Source organism: Microbispora triticiradicis (genome assembly GCF_005864065.1).
Taxonomy (GTDB): domain Bacteria; phylum Actinomycetota; class Actinomycetes; order Streptosporangiales; family Streptosporangiaceae; genus Microbispora; species Microbispora triticiradicis.
This window is the reverse complement of sequence record NZ_VANP01000014.1, coordinates 120,347-139,265: the sequence shown is the minus strand read 5'-3', so window position 1 is coordinate 139,265 and position 18,919 is coordinate 120,347. Positions and strand designations below refer to the sequence as shown.

12 protein-coding genes are annotated in these 18,919 nt (G+C 71.7%); 10 read left to right on the top strand and 2 right to left on the bottom strand.

The window, feature by feature from the left end; genetic code table 11:
- Window positions 1-115 precede the first annotated feature (115 nt).
- The 4 genes from FED44_RS28815 to FED44_RS38575 all read left to right on the top strand — a co-directional run bounded on the left by FED44_RS28815 (window position 116) and on the right by FED44_RS38575 (window position 4,513).
- Window positions 116-721 (top strand): DUF4956 domain-containing protein, encoded by a 606-nt coding sequence (locus tag FED44_RS28815; protein ID WP_244302355.1) that lies wholly within the window; start codon window positions 116-118, stop codon window positions 719-721.
- Window positions 718-1,548 carry a polyphosphate polymerase domain-containing protein gene (locus tag FED44_RS28810; RefSeq protein WP_111701515.1) on the top strand — a complete coding sequence of 277 codons (831 nt, stop codon included), beginning with the start codon at window positions 718-720 and terminating at the stop codon, window positions 1,546-1,548. The genes FED44_RS28815 and FED44_RS28810 overlap by 4 nt, the downstream gene beginning before the upstream one ends.
- Window positions 1,539-3,701: a CotH kinase family protein gene (locus tag FED44_RS28805; RefSeq protein ID WP_138462679.1), complete on the top strand. Its 2,163-nt coding sequence runs from the start codon at window positions 1,539-1,541 to the stop codon at window positions 3,699-3,701. Before FED44_RS28810 ends, FED44_RS28805 begins: the two co-directional genes overlap by 10 nt.
- A gap of 329 nt (window positions 3,702-4,030) precedes the next feature.
- Window positions 4,031-4,513 carry a helix-turn-helix domain-containing protein gene (locus FED44_RS38575; RefSeq protein ID WP_416360976.1) on the top strand — a complete coding sequence of 161 codons (483 nt, stop codon included), beginning with the start codon at window positions 4,031-4,033 and terminating at the stop codon, window positions 4,511-4,513.
- Window positions 4,514-4,863: 350 nt separating this feature from the next.
- Here the strand turns inward: FED44_RS38575 and FED44_RS28795 are convergent, their stop codons facing one another.
- Window positions 4,864-5,862: a glycoside hydrolase family 11 protein gene (locus FED44_RS28795; RefSeq protein ID WP_111701518.1), complete on the bottom strand. Its 999-nt coding sequence runs from the start codon at window positions 5,860-5,862 to the stop codon at window positions 4,864-4,866.
- A gap of 712 nt (window positions 5,863-6,574) precedes the next feature.
- Here FED44_RS28795 and FED44_RS28790 point away from each other — a divergent pair.
- The gene (locus tag FED44_RS28790) at window positions 6,575-7,663 is read left to right on the top strand and encodes a glycoside hydrolase family 11 protein (protein ID WP_111701519.1); all 1,089 of its coding nucleotides are present in this window, start codon (window positions 6,575-6,577) and stop codon (window positions 7,661-7,663) included.
- A gap of 121 nt (window positions 7,664-7,784) precedes the next feature.
- Here the strand turns inward: FED44_RS28790 and FED44_RS28785 are convergent, their stop codons facing one another.
- Entirely contained in the window at window positions 7,785-8,492 is a 708-nt protein-coding gene (locus FED44_RS28785; RefSeq protein ID WP_111701530.1) for a ThuA domain-containing protein, read from the bottom strand.
- A gap of 284 nt (window positions 8,493-8,776) precedes the next feature.
- Between FED44_RS28785 and FED44_RS28780 the strand changes: the two genes are divergently transcribed.
- From FED44_RS28780 to FED44_RS28760, 5 genes are all read left to right on the top strand, one after another.
- Window positions 8,777-12,343: a DUF4132 domain-containing protein gene (locus FED44_RS28780; RefSeq protein ID WP_138462677.1), complete on the top strand. Its 3,567-nt coding sequence runs from the start codon at window positions 8,777-8,779 to the stop codon at window positions 12,341-12,343.
- Between the two features lie 80 nt (window positions 12,344-12,423).
- Window positions 12,424-13,500: an ATP-binding protein gene (locus FED44_RS28775; RefSeq protein ID WP_117410214.1), complete on the top strand. Its 1,077-nt coding sequence runs from the start codon at window positions 12,424-12,426 to the stop codon at window positions 13,498-13,500.
- A gap of 2 nt (window positions 13,501-13,502) precedes the next feature.
- Window positions 13,503-15,746 (top strand): DUF5682 family protein, encoded by a 2,244-nt coding sequence (locus FED44_RS28770; RefSeq protein ID WP_138462676.1) that lies wholly within the window; start codon window positions 13,503-13,505, stop codon window positions 15,744-15,746.
- Window positions 15,747-15,760: 14 nt separating this feature from the next.
- Window positions 15,761-16,879, top strand: coding sequence for a VWA domain-containing protein (locus FED44_RS28765; RefSeq protein WP_138462675.1), 1,119 nt, complete (start codon window positions 15,761-15,763; stop codon window positions 16,877-16,879).
- The gene (locus tag FED44_RS28760) at window positions 16,876-18,849 is read left to right on the top strand and encodes an SWIM zinc finger family protein (protein ID WP_138462674.1); all 1,974 of its coding nucleotides are present in this window, start codon (window positions 16,876-16,878) and stop codon (window positions 18,847-18,849) included. Before FED44_RS28765 ends, FED44_RS28760 begins: the two co-directional genes overlap by 4 nt.
- Window positions 18,850-18,919 lie beyond the last annotated feature (70 nt).

Here is an 18,919-nt window from a genome sequence, read left to right as displayed (position 1 = left end):
GGGCGAGTTCTCGAAAAGTTTCCCTGCTCTAGCGAAAACTTTCGACGCCCTGTCCGCCCGCTGCGACGACGCGGGCGGCGCGGGGCGGCCCGGCAGCGACTCAGGAGGAACGAACGTGGTGTCGCAGCTCGTCCTGTTCGCCATCGACCTCTGCGCGGTGGTGGTGCTCGTCTTCGGGCTCTACTTCCCGCGCCACCGCCGCCGCGATCTGGTCGTCTCCTACCTGGGGGTCAACATCGGGGTCCTCGCGGTGGCGAGCGCGCTGAGCGCCAGCGACACCGGCGCCGGGCTCGGGCTGGGCCTGGCGTTGTTCGGGGTGCTGTCCATCATCCGGCTGCGCTCGACGGAGCTCGACCAGCACGAGGTCGCGTACTACTTCTCGGCCCTCGCCCTGGGCATCCTCGGCGCGCTGAGCACCACCTCGGCGTGGCTCAGCGGCGGCCTGATGGCGCTCATCGTCGTGGTGATGTTCCTCGGCGACCATCGGCGGCTGTTCCGGCACTACCGCCACCAGATCCTCGTGCTCGACTCGGCGATCACCGATCACGGCGTGCTCGTCGCGCACCTGGAACGGCTGCTCGACGCCCGCGTGCACGCCGTCACCGTCCAGCGGCTCGACCTGGTCAACGAGACGACGGTGGTCGACGTCCGGTACGCGCTGGCCCCGCCCTCCCTGGCCGCCGAACCCGGCACGCCCGCGCACGCGGGAGCGCGGGGATGACCGCGGCGTCCATCGGGCCTGCCCTGGCCCGGCTGGCCCCCGTCGGGCTCGCCGACCTGGTCGAGCGCGCCGCCCTGCAGACCCGGGTGGACCGCAAGTACCTCGTCGCCGAGGACGCGCTGCCGCGCCTGCTGGAGCGGCTCACGCCGTACGCGCGGGTGCTGGAGATCGACGGCGAGCGCGCCTTCCGGTACAGGTCGGTGTACTTCGACACCCCTGAGCTGACCAGTTATCACCGTACGGCGTACCGCAGGCGGCGGCGCTTCAAGGTGCGCACCCGCACCTATCTCGACTCCGCGGAGTGCTGGCTGGAGGTCAAGGTCAGCGGCGCGCGGGGCAGCGTCACCAAGCACCGCCTGCCGTACCACCCGGGAGACTGCGACACCGTACGCCCGGGGCGCGGCTTCGTGGACGAGACGCTCGCGCGCGAGTCGGCCGGCCCCGTCGCCGGGATCTCCCTCGACCCGGTCCTGATCACGGAGTATCGGCGCGTCACCCTGCTGCTGCCGGACACCGCGAGCCGGATCACCATCGACACCGGGCTCGCCTGGCGGGCCGCGGGCTCCGCGCTGCGCCTGCCCGGCCTCGTCGTGGTCGAGACCAAGAGCACCTCGGCCGCCACGCCGGTCGACCGCCTGTTGTGGCGGGCGGGGACGAGACCCGCCCGCATCTCGAAGTACGCCACCGGCCTGGCCGCTCTGCGCCCGGACCTGCCCGCCGTGCCGTGGCGGCGGACCCTGCGCCGCCACTTCCGGGACGCCGCACCGGCGGCGGACCCGGCGCCCGTCATCTCCCAACACCCAGAACAGGAGGCATCGTGCGTGTGACCCTCCCCGGCACCGGTGCCGCCGCGACCCGCCGCGCCACCAGGGTCTCGGCCGCCGCCGTGCTTCTCGCGGGACTTCTCCTCCCGTACGCGTCGAGCGCGCCGGCGCAGGCGGCTCCCCCGCCCCGGACCACGAGCGGCGCGACCGCCGCGGTGCCCGCGGCGTCCACGGCGGCCGCGGCTGACGACCTGACCGGTGACATCGCCTTCTCCGTGCCGAGCGGCACCTTCCAGGGACAGGTGTCGGTGTCGCTGAGCACCGCCATCGCGGGCGCCGAGATCCGCTACACCACCGACGGGAGGCCGCCGACCGCGACGTCCGCGCTCTACCAGGGCACGCCGCTGCGGTTCACCCGTACGACCGAGTTGCGGGCACAGGCCTTCACCGGCGGCTCGGCGTCCGGTAAGCCCGGGACGGCCGTGTACGCCGCCCGCGACACCACGACGGCCCACGACCTGCCTGTGGTCCTGATCGACTCCTACGGCGCGGGCAAGCCCGGCCGGGACTATGTCGACACCGCCACCATGATCTTCGACCCGGGCGGCGGCGGGACGACGTCACTGGCCGCGGCTCCGGCCGTCGCCACCCGCGCCGGGGTCCATTTGCGGGGCCAGTCGTCGGCCTCGTACGAGAAGGCGCCGTACCGCGTGGAGTTCTGGGACAACGACAACGACGACGCCGACTACCCGGTGCTGGGGATGCCCGCCGACTCCGACTGGGTGCTGCGCGGGCCGTACCCCGACAAGTCGCTGATCCGGGAGGCCCTCGTCTTCGACCTCGGCAAGGAGATGGGGTTGCAGGCTCCGCGCTACCGGTTCGTGGAGCTGTACCTCAACACCGACAGCGGCCCGGTGCGCTCCGACGACTACATGGGCGTCTACATGCTCGTCGAGACGATCAAGAACACCAAGAACCGGCTCGACCTAAAGAAGCTGGACGAGGACGACACGACCCTGCCGAAGATCCAGGGCGGATACATCTGGAAGTTCGAGTGGATGGCCGCCGAGGAGCCGACGTTGCCGTGCGGCGGGGCGTCGTCCACCTGCTGGAACTACCTTGAAGTGGTCGACCCGTCGCCGCTGCAGCCGCAGCAGAAGGAATGGCTGCGCACCTACATCCAGGATTTCCACAACGTGCTGCACTCGCAGAACTTCGCCGACCCGAACACCGGCTACCGGGCGTACATCGACGTGAACTCCTTCGTCGACCAGCTCATCGTCTACGAGCTGAGCCGGAACATGGACGCGAACTACCGCAGCGCCTACTTCTACAAGGACCGGGACACCAAGATCTTCGCCGGCCCGCTGTGGGACTACGACCTCACGTTCGGCGTGGGCGGGTTCTTCCAGAACGACCAGACCTCGGGCTGGCAGTACCAGCAGACCCGGCAGCCGGTCGCCAACGACTGGTTCACCCAGCTTCTGCGGGACCCGGTCTTCGTCGACCAGGTCAGGGCGCGCTGGCAGACGCTGCGCCGCGGCCTGCTCTCCGACTCCGCGCTGCAGAGCCGTATTGACGCGCTCTCACGGCCGCTGACCAACGCCGCGCAGCGCAACTTCCAGCGCTGGCCGAACCTCACGACACGGACCATCGGCTTCTTCACCACCCCGACCGCGTCCACCTGGCAGGGCCAGGTGCAGTACATGCGGGACTGGATGCTGCGCCGAGCGGCCTGGCTTGACACGACGGCCGCGTGGGGTGGCCCGACCACGTCGCCGAGCCCCTCCCCCAGCGCGTCACCCAGCTCCTCGCCCAGTGCTTCGCCCAGTGCGTCACCCAGCCCTTCGCCCAGCCCCTCTCCCAGTAAGTCGCCCAGTCCCTCTCCCAGCCCGAGCCCTTCGCCGTCGGGCGGTGCTCCCGGCGCGTGTTCGGCGACGATTCGGGTGGTCAGTTCGTGGCCCGGAGGCTTCCAGGGCGAGGTCACGGTGCGCGCCGGCAACTCGGCCGTCAACGGCTGGACCGTCAGCTGGTCCTGGCCCGGTTCGCAGGCCGTCACCCAGGTGTGGGGCGGCACACGCTCAGGCTCCGGATCGACCGTGACGGTGCGCAACGAGTCGTGGAACGGCTCGCTCGCCGCTACCGCGAGTACGACGTTCGGCTTCCTCGCCAACGGCTCGGCGGAGACCCCGACGGCCACCTGCACCAGCCCGTGACCCCACCGTCCACCTGATCCCGTGGCGCGTCAAAGGCGCCGCGGGATCACGTGCCACTGGAGATCCGGCCCCGGCCGGGTCCCCGCCCTGTGCGGACCTCCCCTCGCCCGGTTGGCGGAGGAGATTCACCGCATTCATTCGGAATCGACCCCGCAGCCGCCGGGAAAATCAGCGCTCTGCTTTTATCCGGCTTTCCGAATGGACGACCCGCGCCTAGACTGCCTTTCCGTCATCGGGCCGGCGAGTGGTTCATCAGGCCGAAACAGCGCAGGCCATGACACCCCCTGGCTTGTCGTGGACTTGGTACGGAATTTCACCGCGTACGCCGAATGGAACTGCCTGGGTCGGGAGGTAATGCGATGAATGTTGTGCCGTCTCTCGATCCCGCGTCCCCGAGAGTGCGCTTCGGCGCCGAGCTACGCCGCCTGCGGGAGGCCGCGCAGCTCTCGCAGGCGGCGGTGGCCGCGCGCCTCGGCCGCACCCAGACCCAGGTGAGCCGCCTGGAGAAGGCCACCCGGACCCCCGTCGAAGTCGGACGCGGAACGGCTGGACCGGCTCTTCGGCACGCCCGACGGGGTCTCGTTCACGCGGCTCTATCAGCGCATCGTCGGCCAGCCCGGCGCCCCGGTCTGGTTCCGCAGCTGGGTCGAGGAGATCGAGCCCACCGCCCGCGTCCTCCGCTCCTGGAACGCCCTCCTGGTGTGCCTGGCCGGATTGCTGGGCGCATTTATGATCGCGGAGCTTCCGGACGGGCAACCGGACGCCGTTCACGTGGACTCTTCCGCAGCAGGGAAAGTCACCACAGAACATGACACCGTGAGCGCGATCTGGAAGCGTTATGAGGCGATTCGCCGGTGGGCCTATCCTGCATCCATGTCCATCGAAATGATCGAGGAAGCGAGACGGGGATGGACCTGAGCGCCGCCGAGTGGCAGACATTCATCAGCGGCGTCAAAACCGGAGAGTTCGACTCCCTGATCTGATGGAGGTCAGGCGGTGACCGCCGCCGGCGCGACCTCCCCATGAACGCGCCGGAGTGGGACAGAGACGTGGGGGGGGGGGGGGGGGGGGCCCCCCCCCCCCCCCCGGGGGGGGGGGGGGATTCGGCGGGGGGGGGGGGGGTTTGGCCCCCCCCCGCCACGAGTGCCGTGTAGCGGGGGGGTCAGCTCGCCGAGCAGGAGACCGACGGCCAGGTCCAGTTGCCGTTGTGCTGGATCGTCACACCCCAGTTGTTGCCGCTGCCGTTGGGCCTGGCGACAAGCTGCTGGGAGCTGGGATAGCTGGTGCTGACGTTCCAGGTGGAGAGGACCTTCGCCGGGGACGGCACGTTCATCGTCACGGTCCAGTTGCTCGAACCGCTCACCGAGACGTTGAGGTTGTACCGGTCGCTCCACTGCTGCCCGGCGGAGAGCGTCGCGGTGCAGCCGCCGTTACCGGGGGGCGGAGTGGTCGGGTTCGACGTGGGGTTGCCGGAGCCCCCGATGGTGATGTTGGAGTTGCCGCTGCTCTGGTAGCCCTCGGTGGCGAGGATCTGGTAGTCGTGGCTGCCGAGCTGCATGCCGTAGCGGGCCCAGGCGTCGAAGTGGTTGCCGACGGTGATGGTGCCACCGGTCCGCTTCTGCTGGCGGACGCTCCAGTACTGGTTGAACGTCTGGTTGCCGTCGATGGACGGGGCGTTGTAGCGGGTGGTCTGGTAGACGTCGTAGGTGCCGCCGTCCGAAGTGACCGTGCCCTTGTACGTCCCCGTCGGGCGGTAGGTGCCCCAGTTGTCGACGATGTAGTACTCCACCAGCGGGCCCCGGGTCCAGCCGTAGACCGCGAGGTAGGCGTTGCCGGACGGGTTGAAGCTGCCGGAGTAGGTGATGGTCCGGCGTCCACCGGGCTTCCAGCCCTTACCGGCGACGAAGTTGCCGGTGTTACGCCAGGAGGTGCTGTAGTTCCCGCCCGATCCCAGGTCCATGGAGACGGTGCCCTGGCTGTCGGTCCAGAACGAGAAGAAGTAGCCGTTGTTGGTGCCGGTCTGGTTCGTTGTGACGGCCGCGTGGGCCACACCGGGCAGCAGTGCCACCGCCGCGGCCAGCACCACCGCGGCCACACGGCCGAACAACGACCGCAGAGAGCCGCGTCCACGGCCCCTCGAATGGGCCATAACGTCGTTCATGTACGTACTTCCTCCTCATGAATAAGCCGAGAACGGCCGGGAGAAGAGTCGCGGCCGGCAATCGTGATCGGTCCGATCCCGAAAGTATCGGCGTATTGACGAAAGTATCGGCACGCCTGACTTGGGGTGTCAACGATTTCGGAGGGGACACAGACCCCTTTGGGCAGGTGGCGATTCACGTAAACGCTGGTCGCGGCCGATCGCCCCGTCGCACGAGGGCGAACTCCGGGCGGTGAAGAGCCGGTCAGTCTCGGTGAAAATTTCACGATTCCGGCCACAGCGAGCAACGAAGCGGGTGCATCGACTGATCGCACGATGGGATCATGTGCCGTTTTCGGGGGCGACCGGCCTCCTCCTCGAAATTTTCATCGTCCGCTCCGCGCCACGACCGGTCGCGAGGGGCGGTGGCCAGGGGTGATGACTCGGGCGAGATCGTCGATCTCGGCGCGTCTCACACGCGGCGTTGACAGCGGTGCAGACGCCATCTGACACTTTCGCCGTTCAACCGATAGTTTCGTCGGCGAGGGGCCGCTGCCGGAACCGGTCACCGACCGCGCTGTGGTCCTCCGGTTCGTCACCCACATGGCGACCGGTCACCCTCCGCCGCGTTGTGCGACGCCGACGTCCGGTGGCGACCGTGACCCGCACACGCTACCGACGGCCCGACGCCGCCCGGCCGCCTTCGGCCTTTTCACGAGGAGGAAGTACCTACATGAACGTGCACTCGAGAGGCCGCGGCCGTCTGCGGTCGTTGGTGGGCCGTATGGCCGCGGTGGTGCTGGCCGCGGCGGTGGCACTGCTGCCCGGTGTGGCCCACGCGGCCGTCACCACGAACCAGACCGGCACCCACGACGGCTACTTCTTCTCGTTCTGGACCGACAGCCAGGGCACCGTCTCCATGGACCTGGGATCGGGCGGGAACTACAGCACCTCCTGGCGCAACACCAACAACTTCGTCGCCGGCAAGGGCTGGAAGCCCGGCGCGCGGAGAACGGTGACCTACTCCGGCAGCTTCAACCCCTCTGGAAACGCCTACCTGGCCCTGTACGGATGGACCCGCGGCCCGCTGGTGGAGTACTACATCGTCGACAGCTGGGGCTCCTGGCGTCCCACCGGCACCTTCAAGGGCACCGTCACCAGTGACGGCGGCACCTACGACGTCTACCAGACCACCCGGTACAACGCCCCGTCCATCGACGGCAACCAGACGTTCAACCAGTACTGGAGCGTCCGGCAGCAGAAGCGGGTCGGTGGCACCATCACCGTCGGCAACCACTTCGACGCCTGGGCCCGTTACGGCATGCAGCTCGGCAGCCACGACTACCAGATCCTCGCCACCGAGGGCTACCAGAGCAGCGGCAACTCCAACGTCACGATCAACGGCACCACCACGAGCCCCTCCGCCTCGCCGTCGTCCTCGCCCTCCACCCGTCCCTCGCCCTCGGTCACGCCCTCGACCTCGCCCTCCTCGCCGCAGGGCGGCGGGCCGTGCCGCGTGTCGTACGTGAAGAACGAGTGGAACAACGGCTTCACCGCGAACATCACGGTCACCAACACCGGTAGCAGCGCCATCAACGGGTGGGCGGTGACCTGGTCCTTCTCCAGCGGGCAGCAGGTCACCAGCTCCTGGAACGCCGACGTCAGCCAGAGCGGCTCGTCGGTCACCGCCCGCAACGTGTCCTACAACGGCTCGCTGGCGCCCGGCGCCAGCACCACGTTCGGCTTCCAGGGCACGCACAACGGCAGCAACCCCACCCCCTCGGCCTTCAGCCTGAACGGCTCGGCCTGCACGATCGGCTGACCCGACCGGGCCGTACGCCACGACGTACGGCCGACGTGAAGAACAGAGGGGAGCGGGCGGTCACGCCCGCTCCCCTCTCCATGCCGTTCTCCATGCCGTCAGCGCCCGCGGTTCCCCGCGTTCACCGGCAGGCCCAGAGCATCCCCCGTTCGATGACGGTGCGCACGCTGTCGTTCCGCAGGACGTCGAGGTTGTGGCCCGGGGTCGCGACGAAGACCTTCCCGCTCCCCCATCGCCGGGTCCAGATCGCCGGTGAGGTGACCTCCCGGTGCCAGGGGTCCCACGGCCGGACCTTCTGGGTCGTCGTCGCCAGCACGTCGACGTACTCGTCGGTCAGCACCCAGTACTGCTCGGTGACGAGGTCGAAGTCGGCGATGCCCTCCGTGATGGGGTGCGAGGCCGCCTCGGGCAGGATGTTCACGGTATAGGGCACGAAGTAGTTCTCCTCCGCGCCCTCGCGCCACTCGGCCGGATCCTTCCCGGGATGGCAGGCGAACTGCCCCCCGATGAGATGCAGATAGTCGGAGGCGCTGCGGAAGGAGTCGGCGATGCCGCCGTGCCATCCCGCCATCCCCGTGCCCGCCCTGATCGCGGCGTCCAGCCCGCGCATCTCCTCGGGCTCGATGGTGCCCATCGTGTAGCACTGCACGATGAGATCGACGTCCGCCATGAACGCGCTGTCGGCGTACGGCGCCGGGGAGTCGGCCCGGACCACCTCGAACCCGTTCTTCTCCAGGAACGGAATGAACAGCTCGGTGGCCTCCACCGGGACATGCCCTGCCCAGCCACCCCGCACCACGAGGGCCCTGCGGCCCTGGTCACCTGTCATGCTCTCGCCTGTCTCACTCGGGATCAGCATCAGTGATCTTCACATTTCACACCACTGAGGCGACGAAGGCCACAAATCATCCACGACGCCGGCAGAGCGGCCGACGGCCGGAGCCGGATTGTCGGTCCCGCGCGCGATACTCGCGCTGACGATCACGAGGACGAGACATCCCGAGTCGGCGCGGTCACTCCGCCGTGCCACTCGAAGTCGCTCGGAGTCCCTGAAGTCCCCTGAAGTCCCTTGAGCGACGGGCTCTACACCAGACGCAGCGTGGAGGTATCGGCATGAGCGCGGGTCGGATGCTGACCTATGTCGGCGGTGGTTCGGCGAAGTTCTGGGAGGTGCGTCAGGACGGCACGGAGCTGAACATCCGCTACGGGCGGCTGGGCGCGGCCGGTCAGACGCAGGTCAAGTCGTTCGGCTCGGCCGCCGCCGCCACGGTGGCGGCCGACAAGCTGGTGGCGGAGAAGTTGCGCAAGGGCTACACGGAGGACGAAGCGGCCGCCGCGCCGGTGACGTCCCCGCCCGTGACCTCTCCGCCCGTGACATCTCCGCCGGCGACATCTCCGGCAGAGATCGCGGCCGAGGATGAGGACCGGCTGACGATGCCGGCCGCCTGGCTGCGCGCTCTTCATCCGCGGCGGGGTGGCGTGAAGGTCACCGTGAAGCGGCCGGACCCGGGCGCGCCTGCGGAACTCGCCGCAAGGGTGGACGGGCAACGTCAGCTGATCCGTGACTCCCTGGCGAAGTGCTCCGACCCGGAGATCGCCGCCGCGGGCGCGGCGTACCTCGCCGGGGAGCCCACGCCGCTGGGCGCGGCGGTGGCCGCCTCGGTGGTGGCCGAGTCCGTGCCGTGGAACGAGCGGACGTCGCTGACCCTGTTCGCCGATGCCTGGCTGGCCGAACGCGGCCCGGTGTTCGCGGCGACCGCCGTGATTGAACTGGCCTCGCTGGGTCTCGACGCCACCGTGTATCCCCGGCCGGTCCGGCGGCTCGCCACCGATGAGTCCGTCAACCACTGGTACGGCCGGCCCTGGATGGAAATCGCCAACCGAGTCCGTGCCGTCCTCTCGACCGCGCCGGACGACGAGTACGCCGAGGTCGTCGCGGCCCTGGCGGCGAGCCGTGAAGACGGGCTCCACCAGCGGGTGGCGGCCTCCTACCTGGCGCCCACCGAGGTGGAGTGGGTCACGGACGACTGCGCCGAAGTGAGCCGCGTCAACCCGGATCTCGCCCTCGAGCTCGTCGCCGCCGTCGGCACTCCCGAGCACGCGGCGCTCATCGCGAGCCATGTGCAGGGCTACTACTCGATGCACTCCCTCGCTCTGCCCGCCACGCTCGTCGACGGCATCGGGACCGCGGCCGTACCCGTGCTGGCCGGTTGGTTCGACGACCTCTACGACGCGGAGAGCCGGCGGCGGCTGCTGGGCGTGCTCGCCGAACTGCCGTCCGATGCGGCCATGCGGGCGCTCCTCGACCGGATCGACCACAAGCACGCCGAGCCGGCGTTCCTGCGCGCGGCGGCCCGCTTCCCACGCCGGGCGATGCGGATGCTGGCCGCCTCCGGTGGCACGTCCGGCGGGAAGGTCCCGGACACGCTGCTGCGCGCCCACGTGCTGGCCCATCCCGGCCTCGTGGCCGAGGTGCTCGCGAGCGTCGACGCCACCGCGGCCGGGCGGATCAACAAGATCACGGCCGCGCCGTCCGTCCCTGTCGCTCCGCTCGACGCCCTGCCCGAGGTGCTGGCCAGCCCGCCCTGGACCCGTCCGCGTACGGTCCGCAAGCCCGTCGTGGTGAATGACCTGGTGTGTACCGACGAGCCGGCCGTGGTGTGGCGGCCGGGCGAGCGGGACACCTGGAGTTCCGCCCGCCCGGAGCACCGTTCATGGGATCGGTCCCGGCACGAGTGGAAGAAGGTCGCCTCCCGGATCGCCGCCCAGATCGCCGCAGGCGGGCAGACCCCCTCATACGCGTTCGACGAGATCGCCCTGTTCGTCGCCGGGCCCGATGAGCTGGCCGCACCGCTCATCGGGAAGTGGCGCCCGGGCGACCTGTGGGGAGTCTCCGAGTGGATGCCGCAGGTCGCCGCGAGGTTCGGGCCGGCGGCGCTGCCCATGATGCTGGACAGCGCCCGGCGCGCGCCCGTCCAGGTCGCTCCGCTGCTGCTTCCCTTCGCCGGCCCGGAGATCGCCGTGCTGATGGCCGAGTGGCTGTCGCGGCTGAAGTCGGTGCGCGCCAGCGCGCTCGCGTGGCTGGCCCGCCACCCCGAGACGGCCGCGAGGGCGCTGATCCCGGCGGCTCTGGGCAGGCCCGGCGTGCCCCGGCGTCAGGCGGAGCGGGCGCTGACGGTGCTGGCCGCGGGCGGCGGCCGCGACGCCGTGACGGAGGCCGCCGCGGGTTACGGCCCCGCCGCCGAGGCCGCGGTCGCCGATCTGCTCTCGGCCGACCCGCTCGACGCGCTGCCCGCCAGGATGCCCGTGCTGCCCGAGTGGGCGGAGGTCGCGGTCTTCTCACCGGTCCACCTGCGCGGCGGCGCGGGTGTGCTGCCGCCCGAGGCGGTCCGCCACGTGATGACGATGCTGGCGATCTCCCGGCCCGGCGATCCGTACGCCGGTCTGACCCTGGTGAAGGAGGCTTGCGACAGCCGCGGCCTCGCGGACCTCGGCTGGACGCTGTTCCAGCGCTGGCAGGCGGCCGGCTATCCGTCCAAGGAGAGCTGGGTGATGGACGCGCTGGCACTGATCGGCGACGACGAGACCGTCCGGCGGCTGACGCCGCTGATCAGGACCTGGCCCGGCGACGGCGGGCACGCGCGGGCGGTCGCGGGTCTGGACCTGCTGGCCGCCATCGGCTCCGACGTCGCCCTGATGCACCTGCACGGCATCGCCGAGAAGGTCAAGTTCACCGGGCTCAAGAACCGGGCCAGGCAGAAGATGAACGAGGTCGCCGCCGAGCTCGGCCTGACACCGCAGGAGCTGGCCGACCGGCTGGTGCCCGACTTCGGACTGTCCGCCGACGGCAGCCTGACCCTCGACTACGGCCGCCGGCGATTCGTGGTCGGCTTCGACGAGCAGCTCAAGCCGTACGTGACCGACGCCGCGGGGAAGCGGCTGAAGAATCTGCCCAAGCCGGGGGCGAACGACGATCCGGAGCTCGCGCCCGCCGCCTACCAGCGGTTCACCGGGCTGAAGAAGGACGTGCGCGCCGTGGCCGCGGACAGCATCCACCGGCTGGAGCAGGCCATGGTGAACCGGCGCCGCTGGACCGGTGCGGAGTTCAGGCGGCTGCTCGTCGGCCACCCCCTGCTCTGGCACATCGTGCGGCGGCTGGTGTGGGGACTCTACGACTCCTCGGGCCGGCTCACGGGCGCCCTGCGGGTGGCCGAGGACCGCAGTTTCGCCGACGTCGAGGACGACACGCTGACGTTGCCCGACGAGGCCGTCGTGGGGGTGGCGCACCCGCTGGAGCTCGGCGAGGAGCGGGCCGGGTGGGCCGAGGTGTTCGCCGACTACGAGATCCTGCAGCCGTTCCCCCAGCTGGGCCGGGAGACCTACGGTCCGGACGAGACGCTGCTGGCCGAAATCATGGCCGCCAGAGTCCCCACGGGCAGGGTGCTCGGCCTGGAACGGCGGGGCTGGCGGCGGGGCTACCCGCAGGACGCCGGTTGGCAGGGCTGGATCGAGCGGGACGTGCCCGGCGGCGGGACCGTCACGGTCGGTCTCGATCCGGGCATCTCGATCGGCTACCCCGAGTTCGCCGACGAGCAGACCCTGATGGGCGTGGCCCTCGACGGCCTCGATCCGATCACCGTGTCCGAGGTCCTGCGCGACCTCAGGGAGATCACCCGTTGACATCCGCTCCCGCCCCACCCTGCTCCGCAGGGGGTCCGAATCCTCCCCCGCCTGAAGGCGGGGTCTCCTCGGAGGCTTTGATGAACGAGCACGCCCAGCGGCCCCCGGCCGAGATCCGCTACGCCGACGAGCTGGCCCGGCTGCGGGACAGCGACACCGACGCCCGGCCGCCCGGCTGGGCGCTGAGCCTGCGGGCCGCCCGGCGCTTCGTCCTCGGAGACGAGAAGCTCGGCGTCAGCCGCAAGTTCGTGGGTGATCCTTCGCTGATCGACCGATCGCTGGTGACGCTCGCGACCAACCGCGGGCTGATGCTGGTCGGCGAGCCGGGCACGGCGAAGTCGCTGCTGTCCGAACTGCTCGCCGCGGCGGTGAGCGGAACCTCGACGCTCACCATCCAGGGCGGAGCGGCCACCACCGAGGACCAGATCAAGTATTCGTGGAACTACGCGCTGCTGGTCGCAGAGGGCCCGTCCACCCGGTCGCTGGTGGCCGCTCCGCTGCTGCGCGGCATGGCCGAGGGCAAGGTGGTGCGCTTCGAGGAGATCACCCGGTGCCCGCTGGAGGTGCAGGACTGCCTGCTGTCTCCCTTGTCGGACCGCGTGCTCGCCGTACCGGAGCTGACCGGGCCGGAGGCCATGGTGTTCGCCCAGGAGGGGTTCACCGTCATCGCCACCGCCAACACCCGCGACCGCGGCGTCAACGAGATGAGCGCCGCGCTCAAGCGCCGGTTCAACTTCGAGACGGTCTTCCCCATCGCCGACTTCGACACCGAGCTGCTGCTGGTGGAGGCGGAGGCCACCGCCCTGCTGAGGCGGTCCGGCGTCGCCGCGCCACCACGGCGCGACGTGCTGGAGGTCCTGGTCACCGCGTTCCGGGAACTGCGTGACGGGCAGACCACGCGCGGCGACGCCACCGACCGGCTGTCGGGGGTGATGAGCACCGCCGAGGCCGTCTCGGTCGCGCACGCCGTCGGGCTGCGCGGATGGTTCCTGCGCGGAGAGCCCGGCACCGCCGCCGACCTGGTCTCCTGCCTGGCCGGCACGGCGGCCAAGGACAATCCGGAGGACCTTGCGAAACTCCGCAGATATCTGGAGCAGCGGCGGTCCGGGAAACAGTGGAAGGCCGTGTACGAGGCCCGTCACCTGCTGCCGGGCTGACGATGGCGGTCACGTTCCTCGGCGTGCGGCACCACAGCCCCGCCTGCGCCCGGCTGGTCGCCGACACCATCCGTTCCCTGCGGCCCGCGTACGTGCTGGTCGAGGGCCCGGCGGAGATGAACAACCGGATGGACGAGCTCCTGCTGGGGCATGAGCTGCCGATCGCCGTCTACACGAGCTACCGGGACGCCGAACGACGGCACGGCTCGTGGACCCCGCTGTGCGACTACTCCCCCGAGTGGACGGCGCTGGTCGCGGGCCGGGACGTCGGCGCCGAACTGCGGTTCATCGACCTGCCCGCCTGGCATCCGGCGCTGGCCGGGGTCCGCAACCGTTACGCCGACGCGGAGGCCCGCTACACCGAGGTGACCGGACGGCTGTGCCGCACCTTCGCCGTGGACAACGTGGACGCGTTGTGGGACCACCTGTTCGAGATCGAACCGGCCGACGGACTGGCCGAACGGCTGGCGACCTACTTCGACCTGGTCCGCGGCGACACACCGACCGGTCCGGACGACACGGCCCGCGAGGCGTACATGGCGCGATGGGTCCGGGCCGCCGTCGCCGACGCGGGCGACCGGCCGGTGGTCGTGGTCACGGGCGGCTTCCACCGCCCCGCGCTGGTCCGGCTGGCTGAGCGGGGCGACCGCAACTGGCCGGAGGTGCCGCGGCCGCCCGCGGACGCGGTCGTCGGCAGCTACCTGGTGCCGTACTCGTTCCGGCGGCTGGACGCCTTCGACGGCTACCAGTCGGGGATGCCGTCGCCGGGCTACTACCAGCGCCTGTGGGAGTCGGGCCCGGCCGAGGCCGCCCGCGGGCTCACCGAGGCGGTGACCGCCCGGCTGCGCGCCCGGCGGCAGCCCGTGTCCACCGCGGACCTGATCGCCGCCCGGGCCACCGCGGACGGCATCGCGTTGATGCGCGGCCACCCGCATCCGGCCCGGGTCGACGTGCTGGACGGCCTGGCGAGCGCGCTGGTCAGCGAGGCGATCGAGACCCCGCTGCCCTGGGCGGCGCGCGGCCCGCTGCCGGCCGGTAGTCATCCCGTGATCGTGGAGATGATCGCGGCCCTCAGCGGTGACCGGGTGGGCCGCCTGCATCCCTCGACCCCGATGCCGCCGCTGGTCCACGCGGTTCTCGCGATGCTGGGCGGTCCGGGCGAGGAACGGCTCGACCTCGGCGAGGACGCCGGCCGCGAGCGCAGCCGGTTGCTGCATCGGCTGCGGGTGCTGCGGATCCCGGGCGTGGTGCGCACCTCGGGCCCCAGCCCGGCAGGCGGCGCGGAGCCGGTCGAACGATGGACGCTGACCGAGTCCGACGACCGGCTGCCCGCGCTGATCGAGGCCGGCGGGTACGGCGTGGACCCGCAGGAGGCGGCGGCCGCCGCCCTCGCGGCACGGATCCCCGGCGCGGGCCTGGACGAACTGGCCGAGGTGCTGTTCGACACGGCGCTGTGCGGCGTCGGCGACCTGACCGGGCAGGTGCTGGACGACCTGACGAGGGCCGTCGAAGCGGCGGCCGACCTGGGGGCGCTGGGCCGCGTCCTCGCCGTCGCCCTGGCGATGTGGCGCCACGACGACCTGTTCCGCACCAGCGGCGGCACCACTGTGGGCACGGTGGTCCGGGCCGCCACCCGCCGGGCGCTGTGGCTGGCCGAAGGCGTGCGCGGCGGCCCCGCCCCCGCCGATCTCCGGCGCGTCGACGCCATGACCGCCGTCCGCGACGCGCTCAGGCACGCGGGCCCGTCGCTCGGGCTGGACACGCCCGCGGCGCTGGGCGTCGCGGACCGGCTCGCCGCCTGCCGGGACGCGCCGCCCGACCTGCGCGGCGCGTCTCTGGGCCTGGGCTGGTCGCTGCGTGGTACGGCCGCCGCGGACCCCGTGCGGGCCGTGCGCGGCGCGTTCGTCCCCGCGTCGGCCGGGGACTGGCTGACCGGGTTGTTCGCGCTCGCCCGGGAGGAGGTGCTGCACACCCCCGGGATGCTGGAACTGCTCGACGACCTGGTCGGGGCGATGACGGACGACGACTTCCTGGTGGCCCTGCCCGCGCTGCGCCAGGCGTTCGGCTTCTTCCCGCCCCGCGAACGGCACCTCATCGCCACCCGCCTGGTCGAGCGGCGTACGGGCGGCGCGTCGGGATGGGACCTGATGCGGCTGGACGCCGCGCCGGAGCTGGTGGCCGCCGGTAGGGCTCTGGACGAGCGGGTCGAGGCGGCGCTGCGCCGGGAGGGACTGATCAGACCGTGACCTCGGAGGCTTCGATGACCGACCCCACTCTCGAACGGTGGCGTCTGCTGCTCGGCGAGCCGGGCGGCGCCTGCCTCGGCGGGCAGTCGCTCGACGCGGGGGCCGCCGCCCGTGACGCGGCCCTGGACTGGCTCTACGGCCGCGACGAGGACCTGCGCCGGCGTGGGGTGCGGCAGGGCGGGACGGGCGCGTCGGTGCTGACCACCGTCGACTGGCTCGACGACATCACCCGGCTGTTCCCCAAGGAGACCGTCGAACGACTGCAACGCGACGCGGTCGAGCGGTACGAGATCCACGACGTGGTGACCGACCCGGACGTGCTCGCGCGCATCGAGCCCAACCCCGCGCTGCTCAAGGCGGTGCTGCGGACCAAGCACCTCATGAACCCGCAGGTGCTGCGGCTGGCCAGGCGGATCGTGGAGCAGGTCGTCCGGCAGTTGACGGAGAAGCTCGCCACCGAGGTCCGGAGCGCGTTCTCCGGCAGCAGGGTGCGACGGCGCGGCCGGCTGCGGCTGGCCCGCAACTTCGACGTGGTCAGGACCCTGCGCGCCAACCTCGGCCGCTACCAGCCCGAGACCGGCAAGGTGGTGATCGAGACCCCGTACTTCTTCTCCCGCACCCGCCGGCACCTGGAGCAGTGGCAGGTGATCCTGCTCGTCGACCAGTCCGGCTCGATGACCGGCTCGGTGATCCACTCGGCGGTCACCGCGGCCTGCCTGTGGGGCCTGCCCGGTGTGCGCACCCACCTGGTCGCCTTCGACACCGAAGTGGTGGACCTGACCGCCGACGTCGACGATCCGGTGGAGTTGCTGATGAAGGTCCAGCTCGGCGGCGGCACCGACATCGCCCGCGCGGCGGCGTACGGCGCGGGCCTGGTGGACCAGCCGCGCCGCGCGATCGTCGTGCTGATCTCCGACTTCTACGAGGGCGGCGACCCGCGGCGGCTGGTGCGCGTCGTACGCGACCTGGTGACCCAGGGCAGCAAGGTGCTGGGCCTGGCCGCGCTCGACGAGCAGGCCAATCCCGACTACGACCGGGACCTGGCGCAGCGCCTGGCCGACGCCGGAGCCCACATGGGTGCGATGACCCCCGGTGAGCTGGCGTCCTTCGTCGCGGAGCACGTGGGCCGATGAGGACGGATCTGCTCGGGCTCACGGCCGACTCCCTCGCCGCGCTCACCAATCGCGGCCTGGTCAAACGGGCGGGCAAGGAGGCCGCGCCGGAGCTCCGGACCGACGACGACGGCACCGTGCACGGCGGCTTCCCCGACGGCGTGACCACGGCCGTGCCCACCGGCGGGCTCGACGCGGCCCGCTGCACCTGTGGTTCCGTCGGCGTCTGCCGGCATGTCATCGGGGTGATCCTCGCCTACCAGCGCCTGCCCGCCGAGGCCGCCCCGGTGCCTGCAGAGGATGACGTGCCTGTAGAGGCCGCTGCGGAGCCCTCGCCGCCCCCGCCGCCCTGGTCGCCGGGGCAGGTGACCGACGACGAGCTCACCGCCAGGATCGGCGCCCGGCTGATGGCCGCCGCCCGCCGTACGGAGCGGACCGGGTTCACCGCGCGGGTCCGCCGCGCGACCGCCGGCGATCCGGTGCCTCAGGTCGAACTGGCCACCGCGACCGTGCGCTTCCTGGTCCCCGGCGACCTCGGGTTCGTCCACACCGACGCCGTCGCCGGCAGCCGCGACGACGTCATCGCCCTGGCGGTGTGGGCGTTCCGGGTCGCCGACGCGCTGCACCCCGGCGCCGAGGAGGCGCGGGTCGACGTCGGCGGCGCGCCCGGGCCGGGCGCCGGATCCGGGCTGGAACGGGCCCTGGGCCTGGCCGGCACGGTCCTGCGCGAGGGCGCGGCGCATCTCGGTCAGGGCCTCGACGCCGCCATCGCCGACGTGCGGCGCCACCTGGACGCCGCCGGGCTGCGCTGGCCGCTGCTGGCCGTCACCGACCTCGCCGAGCAACTGGCCTCCTACCGCGACCGGAGCTCCCACTACCGTCCCGAACTGCTCGCGAGCCACCTCGCCGAACTCCACGCCCGGCACCGGGCGGTGACGCGCCCGGACGCCACCCTGCGCAGCAGCGTGCTCGGCACCGCCGAGGCCGCCGAGACCCCGTTGCGCCGGGCCCGGCTGGACGGCCTCGGCTGTCGGATCCGCACCCTCGGCGACCAGCGGATCTCCGAGGTCTACCTGGCCCACGGCGACAGCGGCATGGTGCTGGTCCTCCGCCGCCGGTGGGACGGCGACGACGACGGGGCGGCGCTCGCCCGGCGGCGGATCGCCGCGTCGACGCTGGCCGATTTGGCGACCGGCACCGTGGTCACGGAGTCGGCCGTGCGCAGCGCCAGCCGTACGGTGCGGCTGGCGACCGGGCGGATCTCGAAGACGACGGTCAGCGCGTCGCGGGGCGCCTGGGACGAGCTGCCGCCGTCCCTGCTGGTGACCGACCTCGCCGCGCTCGGCCGTGAGCTGGACGCTCTCCCGCTCCGGCCGATCCGCCCCCGGGTGGAGGCGGAACTGGTCCGGGTCGTCGCCGTCGCCCGGGTGGTGTCCGTCACCTACGCGCCCGGAGACCAGCGTCTCGACGCCGTCATCGCCGACCGGGCGGGTAACACCGCCACCATCAGGGCCACGCACACCGGCGCCACCCCCGGGCGTCTCGACTCTCTCGCCGCCGTGCTCGCCGGAGAGGAGGGCGAACCGCGTTTCGTCAGCGGCGTGGTCGGGCGGACCGCGGGCGGGGTCGTCATCGAACCGCTCGGCCTGTCGGCCGGCGGCCGGGTCGTCGTCCCCGACCTTCGGCCTCCCGGCGGCAGCAGCAGGCTCGCGGTCGCCGAGGACCACCGGCACGAACCACTCACTGCGGCACTGATCGACACCCGGGGGCTGCTCGCCGAAGCGGCCCATCACGGCCTGTCCCACCTGCCGCCGACGTACGACGACCGGCTGGCCGCTGCGGCGCGGCGGTTGACCGTGCTCGGGCTGCACCGCGTCGCGCGGGCCGTCACGGCCTTCGCGGCGGCGCGGGCCGACACCGGCGACGAGACGGCCGAGCGGGCCTGGGTCGACGCCTACCTCCGCCTGGACGTGGCTCTGGACCTCCACTGATCCACCGCGTACGCACCCGCGGAGACCGCCGTACGCACTTTCGCTGATGTCAGCGCGTGGACCGATCGCA

Bases quoted from the DNA above. Each gene is read 5' to 3' on its own strand.
- FED44_RS28810 (WP_111701515.1), top strand. From the start codon at position 718: ATGACCGCGGCGTCCATCGGGCCTGCCCTGGCCCGGCTGGCCCCCGTC.
- FED44_RS38575 (WP_416360976.1), top strand. From the start codon at position 4,031: ATGGAACTGCCTGGGTCGGGAGGTAATGCGATGAATGTTGTGCCGTCT.
- FED44_RS28795 (WP_111701518.1), bottom strand. From the start codon at position 5,862: ATGAACGACGTTATGGCCCATTCGAGGGGCCGTGGACGCGGCTCTCTG.
- FED44_RS28790 (WP_111701519.1), top strand. From the start codon at position 6,575: ATGAACGTGCACTCGAGAGGCCGCGGCCGTCTGCGGTCGTTGGTGGGC.
- FED44_RS28785 (WP_111701530.1), bottom strand. From the start codon at position 8,492: ATGACAGGTGACCAGGGCCGCAGGGCCCTCGTGGTGCGGGGTGGCTGG.
- FED44_RS28780 (WP_138462677.1), top strand. From the start codon at position 8,777: ATGAGCGCGGGTCGGATGCTGACCTATGTCGGCGGTGGTTCGGCGAAG.
- FED44_RS28775 (WP_117410214.1), top strand. From the start codon at position 12,424: ATGAACGAGCACGCCCAGCGGCCCCCGGCCGAGATCCGCTACGCCGAC.
- FED44_RS28770 (WP_138462676.1), top strand. From the start codon at position 13,503: ATGGCGGTCACGTTCCTCGGCGTGCGGCACCACAGCCCCGCCTGCGCC.
- FED44_RS28765 (WP_138462675.1), top strand. From the start codon at position 15,761: ATGACCGACCCCACTCTCGAACGGTGGCGTCTGCTGCTCGGCGAGCCG.
- FED44_RS28760 (WP_138462674.1), top strand. From the start codon at position 16,876: ATGAGGACGGATCTGCTCGGGCTCACGGCCGACTCCCTCGCCGCGCTC.